Genomic DNA, 21417 nt, shown 5'->3' with positions numbered 1-21417 from the left:
TGACACAAATGCGTGAACTCTGAAGGAGTTGAGATGACCACTCGGAGAACCTTCCTGGGAACCGCTGCGACCGCCATCGGCACAATGCCCTTTGCCGGCGCCGCCTTGGCCCAGACCTCAGCCTCGACCGAAGAGATCGCTGCCCCCGTGCCGGACGCAGCCGCACCGGTCACGTCAAGCTATGGCGCCTCGACCGCCAACACCGAACTGAACGTCATCAGCCTGCCGGCGCTGAAGGAACCGTTCAAGGAGGCTGTCCCCGAGGCGGGCTATGTCTTCGTCACCGGGGCCAAGGGCGACGAATGGACCCTGCGCGAGAACCGGCGCGCGATGGAGGACTTTCGCATCGTCACCCACCGCCTGACCGGTGTGAGCGCGGACCAGCTCGACCTCTCGGTCGAGATCCTCGGCCAGCGCATGCCGTTCCCGTTCTTTGTCGCGCCGATGGGCGCGCACCAGATGACGCATGAGGAAGGCGAGGTCGCCACCGCCCGGGGCGCAGGCATGGCCGGGGCGCTGTATTGCTCATCCGGGGCCTCGAACCGGACGCTCGAGGAGATCGCGCAGGCCACGACCGGTCCCAAGTGGTTCCAGCTTTACTTCAACCAGGACGAGGCGGTGACGAAGTCTCTGCTGCGGCGGGCGAAGGATGCCGGTTATTCCGCGATCGTGCTGACCGCCGACGCGCTTGGGCCGGGGACGCCCGACCGCTTCCGCGCCATGGGGATGCCGTTCCGGTCCGACATGAGTTTCGGCAATCACGATCCGGCCAAGGGCGGCAGCGGCGATTTCTTTGCGCAAAAGGTCGATCTGACCCCGGACGACATTCGGATGATCAAGGACGAGACCGGCCTGCCGGTGATCGTCAAGGGCATCCTGCGGGCCGAGGATGTCGATCCGATCATCTCGGGCGGGGCCGACGCGATCCAGGTCTCGAACCATGGCGGGCGTCAGATCGACGGCGTTCCCGGTGCGATCAGCGTGCTGCCGCTCGTCGTGCGGGCGGTGGACGGGCGCGTGCCGGTCATCATGGACAGCGGCATCAGGCGCGGCATCGACGTGATCCGCGCGCTGGCGATGGGCGCCGACTGCGTCGCCGTCGGCCGCCCGGTGATGTATGGCCTGGGCGTGGGCGGCGCGCCGGGTGTAAAATCCGTGCTCGAGGCGCTGGCGGCAGAACTGCGGTCCGACATGCTGCTGACCGGCGCCCGCTCGGTGGCCGAACTTGATCCGTCCTATATCTCTGTGACCGGGCCGAGCGCCGAGATGCAGGAGGGCTGAGCCAGACGCTGCTGCGCAGCCGTGGCCGTGAACGCGGAATCGCCGAGGTTGCCGGTTTGCATCGCAAGGTCGAAGCTGATGATGTTCCGGGCGCCGAGGTGCCTGTCAGCTTCGGCCGTCTGAACTCACACTAGCCAACTTGCAGAGCAGCGATGAACGCCGCGGCGTGAGACCGCCTTTCCGTGTTGCGACGGGGCAGGGGCCTGCGGCCGCTGCGGACCAGCGTCGTTTCCGCAGCCCGACCTACCGACGTTAAGGCCGGGGGCCTGCCCTTAACCGAAACCGAACGGAGAGACCGATGGAAAACGACATCGAGATAACGCTTGAAGAAACCGACGCCAAAGGCCGCTATCGGGCCATCGTCGACGGCCACGAGGCTGAGATGACCTATTCCCGCGCCGGTGCGACCACCATCATCATCGACCACACCGGCGTCCCGAACGAGCTTCGCGGGCGTGGCGTGGGTCAGGCCCTGGTCCGGCGCGGCGTCGAAGACGCAAGGGCAAAGGGCCTCAAGATCATTCCGCTGTGCCCATTCGCGAAGGCGCAGATCGAGAGGCATCCGGAATGGCAGGACGTGCTTAAAAGATGAGGTCGTGGCGACCGTGTCCCAACCACGCTCACCGCCAGTGTTAAAGGCCGCAAACAGAGCGAGATCCAAGACCTGCTACCATGGAGCTGTGCCGCAGACGTGTGAACGGCACCTAGCTTACGACCCGCCTGCTCTGCAAACAAGTGTCGCTTCCGACAATGTATCTCAATTCTTGTCGGCGAGGGGAACAGGCTGCAGACGGCACGGGCGCCCTACGATGCTGCGCGGGAAGGCAGCGCCTGCGTACGCGCTTTGCTTTGATGCTGGTTTGTCAGTCCAGCTCCGGAGGCGCGGAAGACCTTCTGGGGTCTGGAGGGGCCAGCTCAAGTTCTCATTGCTGCAAATTTTCCAGACGTGCCGTCAGCCCGACAACGACGCCTGTCGGCCGCCACTCAAAGCTGATCGTGCCTCCCAATTGGTCAGTCGCGGTGGCCTGCGCGAGCTCACTGCCAAAGCCGGTCTGAAGGGGCGGCGTAATCATCCGGTCACTGGACTGTTCCGCCCAGGATAGTTCCAGCCTGTCCCCGTTCGAGGTCCAGGTGACAGCGAGGAGGCCATCCGCTTTGCCCAGTGCGCCGTATTTCATCGCATTGGTGGCAAGTTCGTGGAAGATCAGCGCAAGTCCGACAGCAGCATCTTCGCCGAGGGGGATCGGGGGGCCATTTAGAGAAACGCGCTTCTCGTTGCCCTCGCCCAGATGCGGCTGGAGAATGTCCTGGATCAGCGTGCGCAGCGAGGTCGGCTGACCGCTTCCTGCCTCGCCTCCTACGGCGGACCGGATCAGGTCATGCGCCTTCGCCAGCGCGCGCAGGCGTCCCCGCAGCGACGTTGCCATGGCGGGAACCGAAGGCGCCGTTTGCGCGGTCATGGAAATCATCCCACCTGCCACGGTGAACAGGTTCTTGATCCGATGATCCATTTCCCGCAGCAAAAGTTGCCGCTTGGCTTCGGCCTCTTTCAGGTCGTTGATGTCCGTGCAGGTGCCGAACCAGCGCGTGATGCTGCCATCGCTGCCGCGGACACAATGGGCGCGGCCGACAACCCAGCGATACCGGCCGGTATGATGTCGCAGCCGGTATTCAATGTGATACGGCTCACCCGTGCGGACCGAGTGCATCCAGGTCTCGCGCGCGCGTTCCTGATCGTCTGGGTGAAACATCACCTTCCAGCCCGTGCCATCCGTGTCGCCCTGGGCGACCCCGGTGAAGTCATACCAGCGGCTGTTGAAGTAATCATGATCGCCATTGGGCAGCGCAGACCAGATCATCTGGTCAATCGAGTTGACGATGGCCTCGTATTTCGCTTCGCTCTCGCGCAGGGCAGCTTCGACCCGGACAGCGTCGGTCACATCCGTTGCCTGGATGAAGACGCCCTCTCTGACTCCACCCGGGTCGGCAAGCGGCTGATACACAAAATCGACGATACGGTGCCGCTGCCCGTTTGACGGCCCGCCAAACATGACCTCGACCTCGCGGCCCACATGCGCCCGACCGGTTGAGAATACCTCGTTCAGCAAGTCCAGAAACCCCTGCGCAACCAGTTCGGGGAATGCTTCGACCACCGTCTGTCCTTCGAGATCGCTTTTACCGACCAATTCGGTGAAGGCCGGATTGACGACCTCGATCCTGTGTGATGGTCCGCGCAGAATAGCGGCAGCGGTTGGGGCGCGCGCGAACATGCTGCCCAATCGTTTGATCTCCGACTGTGTCTGGGCGCGCGCCAGCACCTCCTGGGTTGTCTCGTGACCCTGGTTGAAGACGCCGAGAACGGTGCCATCATTGGCGCAGATCGGGGTGAAACTGTAATTCCAGTAGGTTTCCTGCGGCGCCCCGTTCCGCACCATCGGCAGCATTTGATCGACCGCAGAAAAGCCCTCGCCGGACTGCATGACGCGGGTAAGCTGCGGCCCCACCACCGCCCAGATGTCAGACCACACCTCGATTGCCGGGCGGCCCAGGGCAGCGGGATGGCGGTCACCCGGTATGGGTGACCAAGCATCGTTGTAGAGAAGGCAAAAATCCTCTCCCCAGTAGATCGCGGTGGGAAAGTTCGACTTCAGACAAAGCGAGATCGCTGCCCGCAAGGGTTGGGGCCATGTGTCAGGCTCACCCAGCGGCGTGGCTGCCCAGTCATGCGCCCGAATCCGCTCGCCCATGTCTCCACCACCCGAAAGAAAGCCGGGCGCCCTGCCGCCAAGATCCAGTCCCACTTCGCGCTCTTTCCATGATGTTTGAATTTCCAGCCGCGTGCGAACCGCGGACCTCAGCCCGATGAAGCACGCCGGCCAGGAATTATCAAAGTAAAATACGCGGTCCGCCCCAAGGAGCAGTCGTCTGGCGAGGTTTTTGTCCGGAATGAGCCGTGAGCAGGGGACAGAGGGACTACTGCCGGGAAATGTGCGGAACGCATCTGCCGCGCTCCACGTTCTTCTGCAGTGGATTGCTGAGTGATGGGAAGCGCAATGTCAGATGACCGGGAAGCCGGATCTCTTCCCATCATGGAGGAATCCGTTTCGATCTCGACGCAAAAGGTCGAGAGCGGCTCGGTCCGGGTCTCGACCCGGACCGAGATGATTGACCACCTCGTGCCGGTCGATCTTTCCTCTGTCGAGGTCCAGGTTGACCGCGTGCCGGTCGATCGCAAGGTCGACTCCGTGCCGGAGATCGTCACCAAGGGAGATGTGACGATCATTCCCGTCGTTGAAGAACGCATTGTGGTGACGCGCGAACTGTATCTGCGAGAGGAGATCCATGTTCGCCGCATCGCCCAGACCCAGCACGTCGATGTCAAGGCGACGACGCGTCGCCAGACCGCTCATATCGATCGCGTCCCCGCCGATTCAACTTCCGAAAAGGATGACCAAGATGACCTATGATAACCAAACTGGCACCCGCCAGACGTCCTATCTCTCCGCCATGTTCGACAGTGCCGCCGAAGCGCAGCGCGCCGTGGACCGACTGGTCGACGCCGGCATCCCGATGACCAATATCCGTCAGGTCGCTCACGCGGATTCAGCTGCCAGCGGTGCCATCGCCGTTGATGGCGAGAAGGGCTTCTGGGAAAGCCTCGGCGACTTCTTTTTCCCCGACGAAGATCGCTATGCCTATGCCGAGGGTCTGTCGCGCGGCGGAAGCCTGGTGACGGTCAGCGGCCTCTCCGAAGCGAGCTACGAGACCGCGCTCGTCATTCTTGATGACGAGGGCAGCGTCAACATGGACGAACGGGTGGAAAGCTGGCGCTCGGAAGGTTGGGGTGGCTACGAAGACAGCCCTTATGCCGCCGCCGCCGCCAGCACTGCGCCGACCGGGCAGGCTGGAATGGCGACCGGCGCCGGTGCCAGCGGCCTGCGGGCGTCAGACGACCTGGAAGGGGGAGGACACCGTTCAGGTGGTCGAGGAACGCCTGCGGGTGGGCAAGCGGCAGACCGATCACGGTCGGGTGCGGGTCCACACCTATGTCGTGGAAGAGCCTGTCAGTGAAACGGTAGATCTTCGCGAAGAGCATGTCGAAATCGAGCGTCGCCCCGTCGATCGCGCCGTTGGCGATGCTGACAGGGCGTTCCAGGATCGGACGATCGAAGCGGAGGAATATCGCGAGGAGGCCGTCGTCGAGAAGGAAGCCCGTGTGGTCGAAGAGATCGGGCTGCGCAAGACCAGCGACACCCATCAGGAAACCGTCTCGGACACTGTTCGCCACACCGAGGTCGAGGTCGAGCGCGACGACCGCAGTGATGCTGACCGCGACCGGCTGGACCCCCTCAAGCGGGACGACACTGACCCGAGGGTCTGAACTCGAAGCCTGAAGCTTGAAACTTGTGAAGGCCTCCGCTCCGGGGGGACCTTTTGCTGCCCCTGCCAGGAGGCGAGGCAGGAGTGTTGGTGACGTTGCCCCCCTCTGCCTAATCCAGTTTGAGGTAGACTCTGGCCTAACCGAAAGGACCAGAGATGAAGCGCAGCAGGTTCACCGAGGATCAGATCATCGGCATTCTGAAGGAGCACGAGGCGGGGATTTCCGTTGCCGATCTTTGCCGTAAGCACGGCGTCAGCGATGCGACCGTTTACAAGTGGAAAGCCAAGTATGGCGGCATGGATGTCAGCGAGGCGAAGCGTCTGAAGGCGCTTGAGGATGAGAACGGCAGGCTGAAGAAGCTGCTGGCCGACTCCATGCTCGACAATTCGGCCTTGAAGGATCTGCTCGGAAAAAAGTGGTGACGCCCGCCGCGAAGCGGCAAGCGGTCGCGCATCTAGTGGCAAGTCACGAGATGAGCGAACGGCGGGCGTGCCGGGTGATCGGCTGTTGCCGGATGACCATGCGGTATGAGGTGGTCCGCCAAGACGACCCTGTGCTGCGCGAGCGGCTGAAAGAATTGGCAAAGGTCCGGCGCCGGTTCGGGTATCGTCGGTTGCATGTCTTCCTGCGGCGCGAGGGCCACGAGGTCAACCACAAGCGCCTGTTTCGCATCTACCGCGAAGAGCAGTTGCATGTCCGTCGCCGGGCGGGCGCAAGCGGGCCATGGGCACACGGGCCCGATGGTGCTGCCTTTGCTGCCAAACCAGCGCTGGTCGCTGGACTTCGTGTCAGACCAGCTGACCGATGGCCGCCGGTTCCGGATCATGACCGTGGTCGATGACTGCACGCGGGAATGCTTGGCGCTGATCGCGGACACGTCGCTCTCGGGGGCAAGGGTGGCGCGGGAACTGGCGACGCTGTTCGACACCCGCGGCAAGCCTCAGACGGTGGTCAGTGACAATGGAACCGAGTTCACCTCGAATGCGATCCTCAAATTCGTGGATGACCGCAAGTTTGACTGGCATTACATCGCGCCCGGAAAGCCGACCCAGAATGCCTTCATCGAAAGCTTCAACGGTCGCCTGCGAGACGAACTCTTGAACGAAACGCTGTTCCCGTCCCTGCACCATGCCCGCGCAACGCTGGTCGCCTGGCGCACGGACTACAACACCGAACGCCCCCACTCCCGCCTCAGCTGGCAGACCCCAGCCGAGTTTGCCGAAACCTTCACCCCGCAACGGGGCCTGACGCTGCGCAATCCGCAAAGCTCCGCGCCAGCCCCCGTTGCCCAACCCGCCCAAATGGGCAAAACTCAGTCCCGGAGTCTCGCTCACGCTGGATAAAAGTTGGGGGCAACGTCAATCGGGGTAGGTTTGTATTCCTGGTCAATCGTTGAAAGGTCGTCGTCTGCACCAAGAACGAGAGCGCCCTGCTTCTGGTTCTGACGCTGCTTCTTTGCCTTTGGGACAGGGGTGATCAGATCGGAACGTCGCCGTGCCTCAATGATCCGGTTCGTCGGTTGCCCATCGTCATCCAACTCCCAATGGCGACCAGGGTATTCGTAAGGAGAGTTCAGGATCGGCCGCTCGAAAAACGTCTCGTTCATACCTTTGTACACCCTGCGAAGCTTGAATTTGCGCCGTTGATCAACTCGCCTCGATTAAGAAGCACGATCTGCTGATCCTGGGGCTCGCGCGCTTCGGGAGCAGTATCAAGGCCGAGGCGCTTCAGTGCATAGTAGAGCAACGCTCGCTTCACCCTGATCTTCGCCTTTCCTCCACGCATGCCATAGTCGAGAGCAATGACGTTGGCCTGTGTGTCCGACAGTTCGGGGTGAGGAGCGACCTCCAGCGTGACCTCAGAATGCTAGTCGCGATCTTCGTCGGCCGAAGATTCGGTCTCACGCGACCCGCGGATTTCAAGGATCCGCGATAGAAGGAAGTCCTCGAAGTAAACACCTGTCAGGCAGAACGCTCGCGTGTGCCAACGGGATCCGTCAAACGCGATGGCGTGCGGTGCGATCCAGCGCCAGCGTGGACCCGGAGAGGAGAGCGACTGGCACGTTACTTCGATCGCTTGGTACCGGCGGATGGCGCCCACGACGGAACGAAGCGTTGCCAGATTGACGCCGCGAACCGGCGTCGGGGCGGCAGCGTAGAGCGGCAGGTTGGCGATCCACGAGTCCTCGCGGTCGAGGATCCCGTCCGCGACCGAGCGCACTGGGCCAAGTAGCGACTGGCGTCGGGCTCTAGGAACTGCGGCTTGAATACGGGACTGCGGACATAGGACCGCGCACTCTTGTCGTAGACCATCTTGTCCGGCGCGAAGCCGATGTAGCGGTTCAGGTCGGTGGACGCCTGGTTTACCGAGACCCTGAACTGGTCCATCAGATCGCTGCGGTTCACGTGTCCCTCCCAGAACAGGCGGAACTCTATGAACTCGAGGCGCTGGTCGACGCCCCAGCGAAGTTCTGACCTGTCGCTCTTCATCACGCTCTCTCGGCTCGGGCGATGCGCACGATAACTCTGCGCGCCCATTTACTGGGCCGGAGCCAAGGCTAGCCGAGCCGGGAAGGTGGGGCAGCTGAGGTCGCCGGCGTCGTGTCTCGCCGAGCTTGATTCCTGAAACGGTGATGGGCTTGATCCGCCGCCAGTCGCCCTGTGAGCAACCGGCGACTGCCCAGGATCACGACCTCGATTGTCACCCTTCTTGCGCAGAGCAAAGACAGCCAGGGCGATCATGCCCACACCTGCCGTAGCGAACAGAATCTTGCGCGCCGTCTTGTTGAGAGGCTGTCCAAGCCCGTAAGGTCTGGCGTCCGGCGTGTTGGGCCGCCGGCCTTCGCGGCCAGGAGCGAAGCCATAGGGGCACGCCGGGGCATCAGACAGTTCGACCCGATCTTGGGGTTGCACGATCGGGTGGTCGTTATGCGCCTCACGGAAACGCGCTGCGTTTGGGTAGGCGGGGCGGCGCGCTCGGTTGATCGAGCCCAGCGGCTGGTGCTCGACCATGGCGTGCCAGGGGGCGAAGGACAGGCCGTCGTCGACCTGTTGCGCGCGCGCCTCGCTCCACGCCGGCTGCGGCTTTGCCTTGATGCGGGCGACGGTTCGGAAGGGGCTTTGTTCCTCAGACCACCGAACCGTCGAATCCTCGACCGGCATGGCCGGGTCATTGCGAAGCTGAACGCGAACCTCCCACTCTCCGCCGGATTGGTGAAAAGCCTGGATGACTTCCTCGCGCAGCGCATTTGGACGCCCGTTAACTGCGATGGGCGTTCCGGTCAGCGCGTGAAGCGTGGGTGAGGAGGGGAAAATGGCTAGCTTGGCGACGTAGCGTCCGAAGCGATAGGGCGTTTGCGAGTAATAGGTCTCTCCCAGAGGATGTGGCGGAGGCCCGCCGAACATGCGAAGGCCAGAGCTGTCCCCACCGAATGCGTCAACCGCCCGAGCCAGACCCCTCATTACCGCAGAAAACCACTTTTTCCAGAACTGCCCGGTATCCGTGGTAGCCGTCAGGACGACCTGGCCAACATAGAACGACTTGAGATTGGGCGAGGCAAATGTCGGTGAGTTCACCATGAGAAGGTCCTGAATCGCCACCCCCTTGGTGTCGGGCAGGTAATGACCCTTTGCCCCAATCACCTTCACCGCCAGTCCGTAGGGCACGACAACGCTGTCGTCGAGAACATCGCCCGGAATGGTCGAGAACCGCATGATGGCAGGATATTTGCCAGGCTTCGCATACAGGCCCTGAGCGAGTTCGGCTGGAAGATCGTCAAGCACTTCGAATGTGGCTTCGATCAATCCATGGCTTTTCGCATGCACACTCCGCTGCGCATGGCCATAGTCGGAAAATGTGATCTCCTGCAGGCGGGTCAGCTTCGCATCGATCTTTTCCGCGAGGCGTGCCTCGTTTTCTTCCACCGCTTCTAGTGCTGGATCGAAGGGAATAGGGGGCAGGGGGCGTGTTTTGGCCAACGGCTGGGATTCCTCTCTACAGGTCATCTCAACAATGCCTCTGAACCTTGAGATGTTCCGGACCGACCCGACCTGACGCTGATATGGCAGATGCTTCGGCGGTATCGCGGACCGATCAGGCCGCCGTTGAGAGGCGCATGAAGGCGAGCGACAAGACGCGCGCTACCGCTGTCGGCGGGCACTGAACATCTATCTCATCTGCAGATAGCTCCCGTCCTGCTTGCGTCCGACAAGCTCTCCGTCACGCACCGCGATCTTGCCCCTCAGGACCACGGTCACGGGCCAGCCAGTCACCTCGAGCCCCTCATAAGGGGTATAATCCGATCCGTCGTGCAGATCGCGATGGCGGATCGTTCTTTCGCAGCTCGGGTCCCAGATGGCCAGATCAGCGTCGGAGCCGATGGCGATCGTGCCTTTCCTGGGGTACAAGCCATAGGTCCGCGCATGGTTGGTCGCACTCAATGCGACAAACCGTTTGAGGTCGATCCGTCCTTTCACCACGCCCTCGGAGAAGAGGATCGGCAGTCTGGTCTCAACCCCCGGAATCCCGTTGGGGATATGGCGGAAGCCGCGGGCGCCTTTGGGATTGAGCTTGCCATCCAGGCTGTCAAAACGGAACGGGCAGTGATCGGAAGAGAAAAGCTCGAATGATCCATTCTGGATCCCCTCCCAACAGGCGGCCTGTTCGGTCACATTACGCGGCGGCGGAGAACAGACGTATTTGGCGCCTTCCCAGTTCGCCGCATCAAGATCATCCTCGGTCAGCATGAGATATTGCGGGCAGGTCTCGGCCGTGACTGACAAGCCTCGCTGGCGAGCGCGAAGGATTTCTTCAAGCGCGGCGCCGTTCGAGACGTGCACGATCACGATCGGGATCCCAACGATCTCTGCCAGCGACATTGCGCGGTGGGTGGCCTCGCGTTCGACCGCGATGGGGCGTGTGGTGGCGTGCGCCGACGGCTCGACCCGTCCCGCTGCCTCGTGCTTGCCCATCAGGTATTTGATCGCATCTTCGTTTTCACAATGCACCATAACCGTCGCACCGAATTCGCGCGCCACATCGAAGGTGGCGAGAAGTTCAGCGTCATTCAGGCGCAGGTCATCATAGGTCATGAACACCTTGAATGAATCGTACCCGTCGGCGACGGCCGCCGGAAGCTCCTGCCCCAGGACATGGCTGGTCGGATCGGTGATGATCAGGTGAAATTTCACGTCTGTATAGCAGTTCCCCTCGGCCAGCCCATGGTACCATTCGAGTGCCTGTCGGATGCTTTGCCCGCGCTGCTGCAGGCAAAATGGCAGGATCGTCGTGTTGCCGCCGAACAGGGCCGAACGGGTTCCGCTCTCGAAATCGTCTGCCATGACGATTCCCTCGCCGGACGGCTGCGAGATATGCACGTGACTGTCGATTCCGCCGGGCAGAACGTATTTGCCGGTCGCATCGATGACCTCACTTGCGTCGCTTCCCAAGTCCCCGATCTCGACGATGCGCCCATCGCGAATTCCGATGTCAGCTTCGAAGACGTCGACGTCGGTGGCGACCGTTCCACTCTTGATCAGCAGGTCATAGGTCATCGCGTGCTCTTTCGTCCTCGACTGTTCACTGGCGCAGATCAGACGGTGATCCCTGCGCAGGCTGCGGTGTTGCGGATATGATCGGCCATGGCCCGTTCGGCGGCTTCGGGGTCACGTTGGTCCAGGGCAGCAATGATCCTGCGATGTTCCGCAATCGATTCCGACATACGCTCCTCACGCGTGAACGGGATAGGCTGGCGCTGTGTCTCGCTGAGCAGCGCTGCGACATGGTCGTAGGTCTGGGCGAGAAGGGTGTTCGGCGTCTTTGCCGCGATGCGGCGGTGAAAGGCGAGGTCCGCCTCGACGTTCTCGATCAGGTCCTGCACCGCCCAGGCCCGCTCCATCCGGTCGGTGAATTCGGCGAGGGCTTGGATGTCGTCCAGGGTCGCATGTGCCGCGGCGTGACGCGCAAGCCGTGCTTCCAGGAGGATGCGCACCTCGAACACGCTCTGGATCGAGTGCTCTTCGCCGTATCGCCAGTCCGGATTGTCGGACACGCGCCTTGCGCCGTTTTTGGTGACGAATGTCCCACGCCCCGGAAAAGTCCTGACCTGCCCCAGCGTTTCCAGCGTCAAAAGCGCCTCACGCAGCGATGGGCGAGAGATGCCAAGACGTTCGGCAAGGACCCGTTGTGAGGGCAGCTTTTCATCCGCGGCGAAGGTGTCGTCGTGGATCATCTGCTGAAGCTTTCGCGCCGCTGCTTGTGACACAGGGGTCCGATCAATCATCGCGCGATGCTCTCTCGTCCCGTGCGCGCTCCACCCGAGAACCCGAAATTCCTGCTTGATCCACGTCCGACTCGTGTTACAAAAACTGGTCAGACCAGTCTGACCAAATTGGTAAAGCTGCGCAAGCTTATTACCGAAAAGGGAGGTTGAAGAATGCTTACCGGAAATATCGTAACACTGGCGGCCGCGCTTGCCCTGACACTTTCGGGTGCCGGGCTGGCCAGCGCCGAGACGCTGCAAGTCGGCGCCAACATCGGCAACGTGCCTTGGGAGTTTCAGGACGAAAAAGGCGATATCGTCGGCTTTGAGGTCGACCTGGTCACCGAAGTGGCGTCGCGGATGGGAGACGAGGTCGAGATCACGAACATCCCCTTCAACGGGCTGTTTTCGGCCGTCCAGTCGGGGCGCATCGACATTGCCATCTCGTCGGTCACGATCACCGACGAACGGCTGCAGTCGGTTTCGTTTGCGCAACCCTATTATGACAGCGACCAGTCGCTGACCGTCGTCAAGGGGGGTCCGCAAAGCCTGGAAGAGATGAAGGGCAAAACCGTCGGCGTGGATACCGGATCGACGGGCGACAGCTGGACGGCCGCCCATGCCGAGCAATATGGCTTTGCCGATATCCGCCGCTATGAGGGGCTGCAGCCCGCCATGCTGGATCTCGCAGCCGGTCGGATCGACGGTTACATCTCTGATATCCCGTCGCTGCTGTATTACATCAAGGACAAGCCGAACCTTGAAATCGCGGCCCGCATCACGTCGGACGAACATTATTCGATGATGTTCGCCAAGGGCTCGGACCTGGCGGTCAAGGTCAACGATGCGATCACCGAACTCAAGGAAGACGGCACCTTGGCAAGCCTGCACGAGAAATGGTTTGGTGCGGCGCCCGAAGCCGGCACCTCGACGGCAGAGGTTCTGCCGATGCCCGCTGCAAAATAACTGACGATATCGGCGTTCGGCCAGTCGCCGGACGCCGGCAGGATCGGGGTCGGCCTGATGGATCTTTTCGAGACTTTCTTCAACATCGACGTGCTGCGAAGATCGCTTCCCCTTCTGCTCAAGGGGCTGGGGGTGACGATAAAGCTTGGCATCGTCAGCATCGTCGCGGGGCTGGCAGGCGGGTTGGTGCTGGCACTTTTGCGTCTCTATGCACCCCGTCCGGCCAGAATTCTGGCGCGCATCTACATCGACATCTTTCGGTCGCTGCCGCTGCTTGTGCTTCTGGTCATCGTCTATTACGCGCTGCCGTTCGTCGGCATCCGCATGCCGCCGTTCTGGTCGGCCATGTGTGCGCTGTCGATGGTGTCCGCTGCCTATAATGCCGAAGTCTTCCGCGCCGGGATCGAAGCGGTTCCGCGCGGCCAGTTCGAGGCGTCCGAAGCGCTTGGTCTCAGCTATCGGCAGTCGATGATCGATGTGGTCCTGCCGCAGGCGATCAAGATCGTCATTCCGCCGCTGACCAACAACTCGATCAACGTGATCAAGGATACGGCCTTGGCCTCGGTGGTCGCGATGCCCGACCTGCTCAAGCAGGCAACGCAGGCGCAGGCGCTGTCGGCCAATCCCTCGCCGCTGATCGGCGCGGCGATCATCTATATCCTGCTGCTTTGGCCCCTGGTTTCGATCGTCAGTCAACTTGAACGCCGCTTCGGCCAGGAGAAACGTTCATGACCGGGTTCGTCAGCATTCGCAATCTGCGCAAGTCCTATGGCGCCTTCGAAGCTCTTCGCGGGATCGATCTCGAAATTGCAGAGGGCGAAGTCGTCTGCATCGTGGGCCCGTCCGGATCGGGCAAATCGACACTGATCCGCTGCATCAATCGCCTTGAAGGATTTTCCGATCGCAGCGAGATCGTCGTGGACGGCAACCCGGTGGTTCCTGGCCGGGCCTTGGCCAAGGTGCGCGCAGAAGTCGGCATGGTCTTTCAGTCGTTCAACCTTTTTCCGCACCTGACGGTGCGGCGCAACGTGATGTTGGCGCCGATGCGGGTCCGAAAGATCAGCTCTGCCGACGCGGCGGCCCGTGCCGACGCTCTTCTCAAGCGGGTCGGCATCTACGAACAGGCAGAGAAGTATCCGGGCCAGCTGTCCGGCGGCCAGCAGCAGCGGGTCGCGATCGCCCGCGCCCTGGCGATGGAGCCGCGGGTGATGCTCTTTGACGAGCCGACATCGGCGCTGGACCCGGAAATGGTCGGCGAGGTGTTGGACGTCATGAAAAAACTGGCAGGCACCGGCGTCACCATGATCGTCGTGACCCACGAGATGGGCTTTGCGCGGCAGGTGGCGGATCGGGTGATCTTCATGGATGGCGGCGAGGTCGTCGAGACCGGAACGCCCACCGAAATCTTCTCGAACCCGCGTGAGACCCGGACGCAGGATTTTCTCAAATCGATACTTCGTCACTGAACCGGAACTGCGGCAGTGATCTGACAGGAGAGTGGCATGAGCCCCAAAGACGTGATCGACCCTCAATTCGTCAACGCGCATTTTCCCGCCCTGAACAAGGACTGGGTGTTCTTCGATAACGCCGGCGGATCCCAGATCGTCAAAGGAGCGGTCGACAAGATTACCGAATTCCTGTTCGAAAAGAACGTCCAGATCGGCGGCAGCTATGCGGTCTCGCAAGCGGCATCCGATGCGCTGATGGATGGGCGCAAGGCCGCGCAGACGCTTGTCAACGCCGCGCGCCCCGAGGAAATCGTCTTTGGCCCGTCCACCACCGCTCTTCTGCAAACCTTGGCCACGTCGGTGCGCAGCCAGCTTAACGAAGGCGACGAGATCATTGTGACCGTTGCCGACCACGAATCCAATATCGGGCCTTGGGAGAGGTTAACCGAATTCGGCATCATCGTGAAGTTCTGGCCGCTGGACCACGAAACGCTGGAATTGCGGCTTGAAGATCTCGAGCCCTTGATGACCGAGCGGACGCGGCTGGTGTGTGTTCACCACGTCTCGAACATCCTGGGCAGCATCAATCCCATCGCGGAATTTGCCCGGTTCGTGCATGAAAGGGGTGCCAGCATCTGCGTGGATGCCGTGGCCTATGCCCCCCATCGCGCCATCGATGTGCAGGCCTGGGATGTGGATTACTATGTCTTCAGCTTGTACAAATGCTACGGCCCGCACACCGCGATCATGTACGGCAAATACGATCTTCTGCTCGAACTGGACGGCTTGTACCATTACTTCTACGGCAAGGATAAGGTGCCCGGCAAGCTGGAGCCGGGCAATCCGAATTACGAGCTGGCCTACAGCACCGTCGGTGTCGTGGATTATCTGGTGGCTCTGGGCGAGTCGGTGGGCGCAACCGGCTCCCGGCGCGACAAGGTCGTGGCAGCATATGCCGCGATGACCCGGCAAGAGGACGCGCTGACGGAACGGCTGTTGGCGTGGCTGAACGCGCGAAACGATTGTCGTGTGATCGGCAAGGCAATCAACGTCGATTCCACGCGGGTGCCGACGATCGCGTTCAAGTTCGACAGCCAAGATTCCGGGCAGATCGCGAAACAGATGGACGACTACGGTATCGCGATCCGTTTCGGGGATTTCCATTCGCGGCGCCTGATGGAGGATCTGCAGGAAAACGACAACGGCGGCGCCGTTCGGGTGTCCATGGTCCACTACAATACCCTGGACCAAGTCGATCGACTTTGCGCTGCCCTGGGCGAGATCGTGGGAGAGGCGTAGCTGCAGGCGCGGGATGTTGCCGAAGCTCGCGTCGGGCGACGGTGGGGGCTGGCTAGAGCGAGCGATCAGAGGGGTTCAGCCAGCGGGGCAGGGGAGAGAATCCGTCGCTTAGGCCGCGCCTGACGCGAAAGGGGGCGGAGGCGGTCGCCACCGCAATATGATGCGGCAGACACGATACGAACTTCCCGTCTCTCATCGGACTCGCAGCGATTGACGGCGCGCCGCGCCCGGCAGACTGCGGGCCGTCGCGAATGGCTGACCAGATCGCTGAGGCTTTTTTGACGGCTTGCTTGAGAGCGCCAGGCGCACGTTTCCGCAGCGTCCGTCTCCGATTGGGAGAATAGTGGCGTGGAGACCAAACCGGCCCGCGGCTTCCGATACCGTCTGCTCACCTGTCAGGGATTTCAGCGCAACCTTTTCAAATCGAGCGTCACCAACTGCTGAGCATAGCACTGCCACAGGGATCGGTGTCGGATCGCTGAACGCGGGAGCCAAATGTGCCGGGTTGTCGTCGCCGGCTATCTCTCTCACCGCGGCCGAACTCCTCTGATCTCTTGACCCGACCACATGATGCGAGTATTGAATGTTTGAACTTAAAATAATATTCGACCTTGGGAACGGTGGGCGGACCTGGTGACATCGAAAGGCATTTTCAGAACCCTTTTTTCACTCTCTGGCGCTATTGCCGCGACCGGGTTTGGGCTGCTCGTCGTTCTTGTCGTTCTTGATATCCTGGTGCGAAACCTCGGTCTGGCGAAGTGGCCCTGGCTGAATGAGCTGACGGAATATCTGCTGACGATCTCGACCTTCGGAGGTGCGCCGTGGGTTTTGCGTCAGGCGGCGCATGTCAATGTCGACATCATGCTGCGCATCGTGCCGCCCTGGGCGAACGCACTGCTGATGCGGCTGTCCTATGCTCTCGGCTTGGCGATTTCGGTGATCGTCACATGGCTGGCGGTGACCGCTGCGCTTGACAGCTTCAACTCCGGGTCGGTCATCTTCAAGAACCTCATGTTCCCGGAGTGGTGGATGATGGTGCCGGTCATCTGGTGCTTCGCCCTTTGCAGCCTCGAATTCCTGTTGCGTGCCTTGTCCGGGATCAAGTCATGATCTGGTCGCAGACGCTTTTGATGATGGTCGCCCTGCTGGCTGTGCAGTTCGCGATCGGGCTGCCGGTGGCATTCGCGTTTCTTGGTGCCAATCTGATCGGGGCATGGATCTTTCTGGGCGGTGAGGCCGGGTTGGTCCAGCTGGTTCGCAATGCCTCCGGCTCGGTCAATTCGTTCGCCCTCGCCCCGATCCCGCTCTTCATCCTGATGGGGGAACTGCTTTTCCACACCGGCCTGGCCTACCGGGCCATCGATGCGATCGAGAAGCTGCTGGTGCGGCTGCCGGCACGGCTGGCCTGCGTCACCGTCGTCGGCGGCACCGCCTTTGCGGCGCTTTCGGGATCGTCCATTGCCAATACGGCGATGCTTGGCGGAACCCTGTCGCAGGACATGCTGCGCCGCGGCTATTCGCCGACGCTGACCTTCGGCCCTGCCATGGCGGTCGGGGGAATCGCGGTGCTGATCCCCCCATCGGCGCTTGCCGTCATGCTGGGATCGCTTTCGGGAATTTCCATCACGCAACTGCTGATCGGCGGCATCTTTCCCGGGATGTTGATGGCGGTGGGGTTCCTGCTGTTCGTCATCCTGACCGCCGTCGTATCGCCGTCGAGCGCGCCGCGCGAAGACAAGGCAGAGGTTCTGAGCGCCAGAGAGCGGCTTGTGCCCTTCTTCCGGGACGTGGTGCCGCTGTCGGGTATCTTCGTGGCCGTCATTGGCGGCATGCTCGGCGGTTTCGCGACGCCGACCGAGGCTGCGGCCTTGGGCTCCGCGGCATCGCTGATCGCGACCATCGTCTATCGAAAGCTCACATTCTCGAACCTTGTGATCTCATTGATGGAAACGGCGAAGGTCTCGATCTCGATCCTTTTCATCATCGTTGCTTCCGTGACGTTTTCGCAGATCCTGTCTTTTTCGGGTGCGACTTCGGGGTTCATGTCGGTCGTGCGAGAAGTCGATGCGTCGCCGATGATGCTGGTTCTGGCCATGCTCGGCATCATTCTGGTGCTGGGATGCCTGATCGACCAGATTTCGATCATGATGATCACCCTGCCGTTCTTCATGCCGATTGCTCATTCCGCCGGGATCGAGCCGGTCTGGCTGGGCCTGATGATGCTGGTGGCGATTGAGCTTGGCCTTCTGACACCGCCCTTCGGCCTGCTTTTGATGGTCATGCAGGGTGCGAGCCGCGAGACGCCCCTGCTGCACATCTACAAGGCGGCGATACCGTTCATTCTGATCGAGCTGGGTGTGCTCATTCTGATGTTCCTGGTGCCGGAACTGACCATGTTCCTGCCCTCACTGGTCGACTGACCCCCAGCCAATAAATTCAACAGGAGGATTGAGATGAACTTCAGATTCAACAGACTTGGCGGGGCGGCGGTGGCGCTCTCTTGCCTTCTGGCGACCACTGCGAGCGCGGATGAGGCAGTGCTGCGCGCGGTCTCTGCCTTCCAGGTGGGAACCACGATCTATGAACCGTTCGAGCGTTTCGTGGAACAGGTCAACGAGAACGGCAAGGGCATCGTCCAGATCGACGTCATCGGCGGGCCGGATGCCATGCCCCCGTTCGAGGTCGGCAACGCATTGCGCGGCGGCATCATCGATCTGGCCAATACGACAGCCGTCTATCATGCCAACCTCGTCCCCGAGGGGCTGGCGATGACACTGACCAACCGGTCCATGGAAGAGCTGCGCGAAAACGGCGGTTACGATCTGCTCGACCAGATCCACAAGGACAAGGCCAAGATCCACTGGCTGGGCCGCCTCCTTCAGAACATCCAGTATCACATCTACCTGTCCGAGGTTCCGGAAGAGCTGGATTTCGACGGGCTGAAGATCCGCTCGGCCCCCACCTATCAGGCCTTCTTCAGCGCGCTGGGGATCACCCCCGTTCAGACCGCGGCGGGCGAGGTGTTCACGGCACTGGAGCGTGGCACGATCGACGGCTATGCGTGGCCATCCATCGGAGTGTTCGATCTCGGCTGGCAAGAGAAGACGGCGGCGCGTGTCGATCCGGGCTTCTATCAGGTTGAGACGGGCGTCTATTTCAGCCAGGCCGCGTGGGAAAAGCTGACGGAAGCGCAGCAGGATTTCCTGACCGAGCAGATGATCGCCTTTGAAGGCGATGCAGATCGCTACAGCACCTTGGCCGACGAGGAAGCGGCGCGTCAGGCGGAGGCCGGAATCAAGACCTACGAGCTTGAAGGCGAAGCCCGCGAGACCTTCATCGCGGAGTCCAACGAGGAAGGCTGGAAGCCCGTCATCGCAGCCAGTCCCGAAAACGGCGCAAAGCTGCGCGAATTGCTGGTGAAGTGAACCGGCCGCGGCAAAGCCGGAGCGCTTTGCCGCAGTCACCCCGAAAGTCGGACAGGCGGAATTGTCGATGAAGATTGCGATCATTGGGGCCGGCGCCATGGGCAGCCTTTTCGCATGGCAGCTGGTGAAGACCGGGGCAGAGGTCGTTGCGCTGGACCAGTGGGCGGAACATGTTCAGGCGATGCAGCGTGACGGGCTGATCGTCGAATGCGCCGGACATGATCTGCACGTGCCCCTGACCGCCACAAACTCACCGAAGGAGATTGGCACCTGTGACATTATCCTGTTCTTCGTGAAATATGGACAGACGACAGATGCCGCCCAATGGATCGCGCCGCTGGTGGGGCCAGAGACCCTGCTCGTGACCCTGCAGAACGGGGTCGGCAACGCAGATCGGATTGCCGAAGTCCATCCAGACAATGCCATCGCCTACGGCTTGACCACCCTGACCAGCGAAATGCTTGGCCCGGGACGGATCGAGGCGAGCTTTGCCGGAAAAGGCGAGACGTATTTCTGGAGGCGCGGCGGGCAGCCTGACAGCCGCGAGGAGTATCTGAAAGACCTTCTCAACGCCGGTGATTATGCAGCCGAACTCGATCCGGACATCGACCTGCGGATATGGAAGAAGCTGGTCATCAACTGCTGTTTCAACACGATCTGCGGATTGCTGGACTGCACCGTTGGTGAGACCATGCATGATCCTGAAACCGCCCGTATCTTTGACGCGCTGATCGCCGAACTTTCCGCTGTCGCGGCAGCCAAGGGAATCGGCATCACCCCGGCTGCCGCCCGCAGCTACCTTGAGGAAGTCGGACGAGACGCCGCATCCCATGTTCCGTCCATGGCAATCGACCTGCGCGCGGGACGCCAGACCGAAATCGAATGCCTGAACGGCGCGATCCTGAGGGAGGGCGCGCGTCTCGCCATCCCGACGCCAACACACGCGCTGATTTACAACCTGATCAGGGCGCGCGAGCAGATCTCGTCGCGCCGTCAGGCGATGGGTGGTTGAGTGGGACTTGGTTCTGATGGGTCTATGCCGCAGCCTGAAGGCTTATGTGAAGGTACGGCTCTGGCGGCGGGGCGAGAAAGATCGGAGTCTATGACGAGTCTGCCGCTCGCTTAGCCACGGACCCGACTGAAACGTGGTTTTCGCGGCTTAGCGACTGGTAAAATTAGCATCTCTACCCTAGACGCACCTGTCGCGTCACGGCGTAAGCAACCGTCTCTCCGAGGGCAGGTAAGACGAAAGTCAGAAAGAGGCTCTATTAAAACGCTGGCCAATGGCGGAGAGGGTGGGATTCGAACCCACGGAACCCTTGCAGGCTCAACGGTTTTCGAGACCGCCCCGTTCGACCACTCCGGCACCTCTCCGCGCTTTTCTGGTGTGGTGGGGCGCATTTAGCGGGCGGGGGGTTGAAGCGCAAGGGGGTTTGGGGCGAAAAACGTTTCCGGGGCCGCAACAGGGGGCGTGACGTGGCGCGAGCAGGGTTACCCTATGCGATCTGCGCCCTTCTGGCGGCGGGGCCGGCGGCGATGGATGGCGCTTTTGCCGCCGGGACGGTCTCGGTTCTGCCGCCCGAGGCGCTGCAGGGGCTGGCCGATGACATCTTTCGCGAGCAGCTGGCCGAGCGGCGCGCGGCGGTGATCGAGGCAGAGGCCGGGCGCTTTGCCGAGCTGATGGCGGCGGTCTATCTGGGCGATGGCAGCAGCGCCGATTGGCGGGCGCAGCTGCGGCGCATCCATGACCGCGCCCGCGTCTCCGGGCTACTGCTGGCGGCCTTGCAGGCTCGGCTGGCGGCGCGGGATGCGAACGATCTGTTGCCGACCGGCGGTGCCACCGGGGTCGCGCTGGCCAAGGACGGACGCGGGCTGGCGCTGGCGGCGCGGCTGGAACTGGCGCGGCCGGGGGCGCTCGAGGCGGCGGCGGAGCGGCTCGAGACGGCGCGCCGGGCGGACAGTCCGGTGCTTGATGCGATCCGGCAGGATCTGCTGCCCGAGGCCGAAATCGACGCCATGCTGGCCGCCCATCTCAACCGTCAGATCGCCTTTGCGGAAGGGTTTCACGAGGCCGACGGCTTCGGCTTTCCGGCCGATCTCGACGATGTCGCGGCGGACCTGTCGCTGCAGATCGAGGAGCAGCGCCGCGAGATCCTTGCCGAGGCCGAGATCACCGCCTTTGCCGCCTATGCGCCGCTGGGGGTGGCGGCGATTGCGCGGATCGGGGCGGCGCGCAACGCCGGGGCAGGGCGGGCGCGGCAGGATCTGATGGCGCTTGCCGAAAGCGATGTCCTGGACCAACTTGCCCGCGAATCGGGGCGTGCTGCCGCGAAACGTGACGAAGGACAGCCATTGTGA

The 21417-nt window shown here is 62.0% G+C and carries 18 protein-coding genes, 1 tRNA gene and 3 pseudogenes; 15 read left to right on the top strand and 7 right to left on the bottom strand.

What is annotated here, in order from left to right; translation table 11 throughout:
- Positions 1 to 33 precede the first annotated feature (33 nt).
- Positions 34 to 1281, top strand: a complete 1248-nt coding sequence (locus CYR75_RS06570) for an alpha-hydroxy-acid oxidizing protein (protein WP_101499335.1) — start codon at positions 34 to 36, stop codon at positions 1279 to 1281.
- A 298-nt stretch (positions 1282 to 1579) separates the two neighbouring features.
- A complete protein-coding gene (locus CYR75_RS06565; protein ID WP_101499334.1) occupies positions 1580 to 1873 on the top strand; it encodes a GNAT family N-acetyltransferase in 294 nt (97 codons plus the stop codon).
- A gap of 331 nt (positions 1874 to 2204) precedes the next feature.
- Here the strand turns inward: CYR75_RS06565 and CYR75_RS06560 are convergent, their stop codons facing one another.
- The gene (locus tag CYR75_RS06560) at positions 2205 to 4082 is read right to left on the bottom strand and encodes a PAS domain-containing sensor histidine kinase (protein WP_225972873.1); all 1878 of its coding nucleotides are present in this window, start codon (positions 4080 to 4082) and stop codon (positions 2205 to 2207) included.
- 288 nt (positions 4083 to 4370) lie between these two features.
- Here CYR75_RS06560 and CYR75_RS06555 point away from each other — a divergent pair, with 288 nt between their 5' ends.
- From CYR75_RS06555 to CYR75_RS06545, 4 genes and pseudogenes are all read left to right on the top strand, one after another.
- A complete protein-coding gene (locus CYR75_RS06555) occupies positions 4371 to 4748 on the top strand; it encodes a YsnF/AvaK domain-containing protein (RefSeq protein ID WP_158644603.1) in 378 nt (125 codons plus the stop codon).
- Complete coding sequence (locus CYR75_RS16385; protein ID WP_225972871.1) at positions 4729 to 5352, top strand: general stress protein; 624 nt, start codon at positions 4729 to 4731, stop codon at positions 5350 to 5352. Before CYR75_RS06555 ends, CYR75_RS16385 begins: the two co-directional genes overlap by 20 nt.
- Complete coding sequence (locus CYR75_RS16380) at positions 5312 to 5662, top strand: YsnF/AvaK domain-containing protein (protein WP_264080909.1); 351 nt, start codon at positions 5312 to 5314, stop codon at positions 5660 to 5662. The genes CYR75_RS16385 and CYR75_RS16380 overlap by 41 nt, the downstream gene beginning before the upstream one ends.
- A gap of 155 nt (positions 5663 to 5817) precedes the next feature.
- Positions 5818 to 7005 (top strand): annotated as a pseudogene (locus CYR75_RS06545) (IS3 family transposase).
- 17 nt (positions 7006 to 7022) lie between these two features.
- Here CYR75_RS06545 and CYR75_RS06540 read toward each other — a convergent pair.
- The 5 genes and pseudogenes from CYR75_RS06540 to CYR75_RS06520 all read right to left on the bottom strand — a co-directional run.
- Positions 7023 to 7268 (bottom strand): annotated as a pseudogene (locus CYR75_RS06540) (hypothetical protein); the annotation flags it as partial.
- Positions 7265 to 8151: pseudogene (locus CYR75_RS06535) on the bottom strand (WYL domain-containing protein). The pseudogenes CYR75_RS06535 and CYR75_RS06540, both read right to left, overlap by 4 nt.
- Before the next feature lie 48 nt (positions 8152 to 8199).
- Positions 8200 to 9639, bottom strand: a complete 1440-nt coding sequence (locus CYR75_RS06530; protein ID WP_225972869.1) for a catalase family protein — start codon at positions 9637 to 9639, stop codon at positions 8200 to 8202.
- A 189-nt stretch (positions 9640 to 9828) separates the two neighbouring features.
- Positions 9829 to 11214 (bottom strand): dihydropyrimidinase, encoded by a 1386-nt coding sequence (hydA, locus tag CYR75_RS06525; protein WP_101499331.1) that lies wholly within the window; start codon positions 11212 to 11214, stop codon positions 9829 to 9831.
- 38 nt (positions 11215 to 11252) lie between these two features.
- The gene (locus CYR75_RS06520) at positions 11253 to 11891 is read right to left on the bottom strand and encodes a FadR/GntR family transcriptional regulator (protein WP_264080908.1); all 639 of its coding nucleotides are present in this window, start codon (positions 11889 to 11891) and stop codon (positions 11253 to 11255) included.
- A 204-nt stretch (positions 11892 to 12095) separates the two neighbouring features.
- On the opposite strand from CYR75_RS06520, the gene CYR75_RS06515 reads away from it, so the two are divergent.
- From CYR75_RS06515 to CYR75_RS06480, 8 genes are all read left to right on the top strand, one after another.
- Positions 12096 to 12887, top strand: a complete 792-nt coding sequence (locus CYR75_RS06515; protein WP_101499329.1) for a transporter substrate-binding domain-containing protein — start codon at positions 12096 to 12098, stop codon at positions 12885 to 12887.
- Between the two features lie 57 nt (positions 12888 to 12944).
- Positions 12945 to 13619 carry an amino acid ABC transporter permease gene (locus CYR75_RS06510; RefSeq protein WP_101499328.1) on the top strand — a complete coding sequence of 225 codons (675 nt, stop codon included), beginning with the start codon at positions 12945 to 12947 and terminating at the stop codon, positions 13617 to 13619.
- Positions 13616 to 14353, top strand: a complete 738-nt coding sequence (locus CYR75_RS06505) for an amino acid ABC transporter ATP-binding protein (RefSeq protein WP_101499327.1) — start codon at positions 13616 to 13618, stop codon at positions 14351 to 14353. The genes CYR75_RS06510 and CYR75_RS06505 overlap by 4 nt, the downstream gene beginning before the upstream one ends.
- Positions 14354 to 14389: 36 nt before the next feature.
- On the top strand, positions 14390 to 15634 hold the full coding sequence (locus tag CYR75_RS06500; RefSeq protein WP_101499326.1) for a cysteine desulfurase-like protein: 1245 nt from the start codon (positions 14390 to 14392) through the stop codon (positions 15632 to 15634).
- Positions 15635 to 16267: 633 nt separating this feature from the next.
- Positions 16268 to 16744 carry a TRAP transporter small permease gene (locus CYR75_RS06495; protein WP_158644602.1) on the top strand — a complete coding sequence of 159 codons (477 nt, stop codon included), beginning with the start codon at positions 16268 to 16270 and terminating at the stop codon, positions 16742 to 16744.
- On the top strand, positions 16741 to 18054 hold the full coding sequence (locus tag CYR75_RS06490; RefSeq protein WP_101499324.1) for a TRAP transporter large permease: 1314 nt from the start codon (positions 16741 to 16743) through the stop codon (positions 18052 to 18054). The genes CYR75_RS06495 and CYR75_RS06490 overlap by 4 nt, the downstream gene beginning before the upstream one ends.
- 33 nt (positions 18055 to 18087) lie before the next feature.
- Positions 18088 to 19059 (top strand): TRAP transporter substrate-binding protein DctP, encoded by a 972-nt coding sequence (dctP, locus tag CYR75_RS06485; RefSeq protein ID WP_101499323.1) that lies wholly within the window; start codon positions 18088 to 18090, stop codon positions 19057 to 19059.
- A gap of 67 nt (positions 19060 to 19126) precedes the next feature.
- A complete protein-coding gene (locus tag CYR75_RS06480; protein ID WP_101499322.1) occupies positions 19127 to 20071 on the top strand; it encodes a ketopantoate reductase family protein in 945 nt (314 codons plus the stop codon).
- 272 nt (positions 20072 to 20343) lie between these two features.
- Here the strand turns inward: CYR75_RS06480 and CYR75_RS06475 are convergent.
- Positions 20344 to 20433: transfer RNA gene (locus tag CYR75_RS06475), tRNA-Ser, on the bottom strand.
- 102 nt (positions 20434 to 20535) lie between these two features.
- On the opposite strand from CYR75_RS06475, the gene CYR75_RS06470 reads away from it, so the two are divergent.
- Positions 20536 to 21417, top strand: a complete 882-nt coding sequence (locus CYR75_RS06470; protein WP_158644601.1) for a hypothetical protein — start codon at positions 20536 to 20538, stop codon at positions 21415 to 21417.

Origin of the sequence: Paracoccus jeotgali (assembly GCF_002865605.1) — a bacterium.
Taxonomy (GTDB): Bacteria; Pseudomonadota; Alphaproteobacteria; order Rhodobacterales; family Rhodobacteraceae; genus Paracoccus; species Paracoccus jeotgali.
Note: the sequence above shows the minus strand (reverse complement) of the source record. Positions and strands in the feature narration are given on the sequence as shown.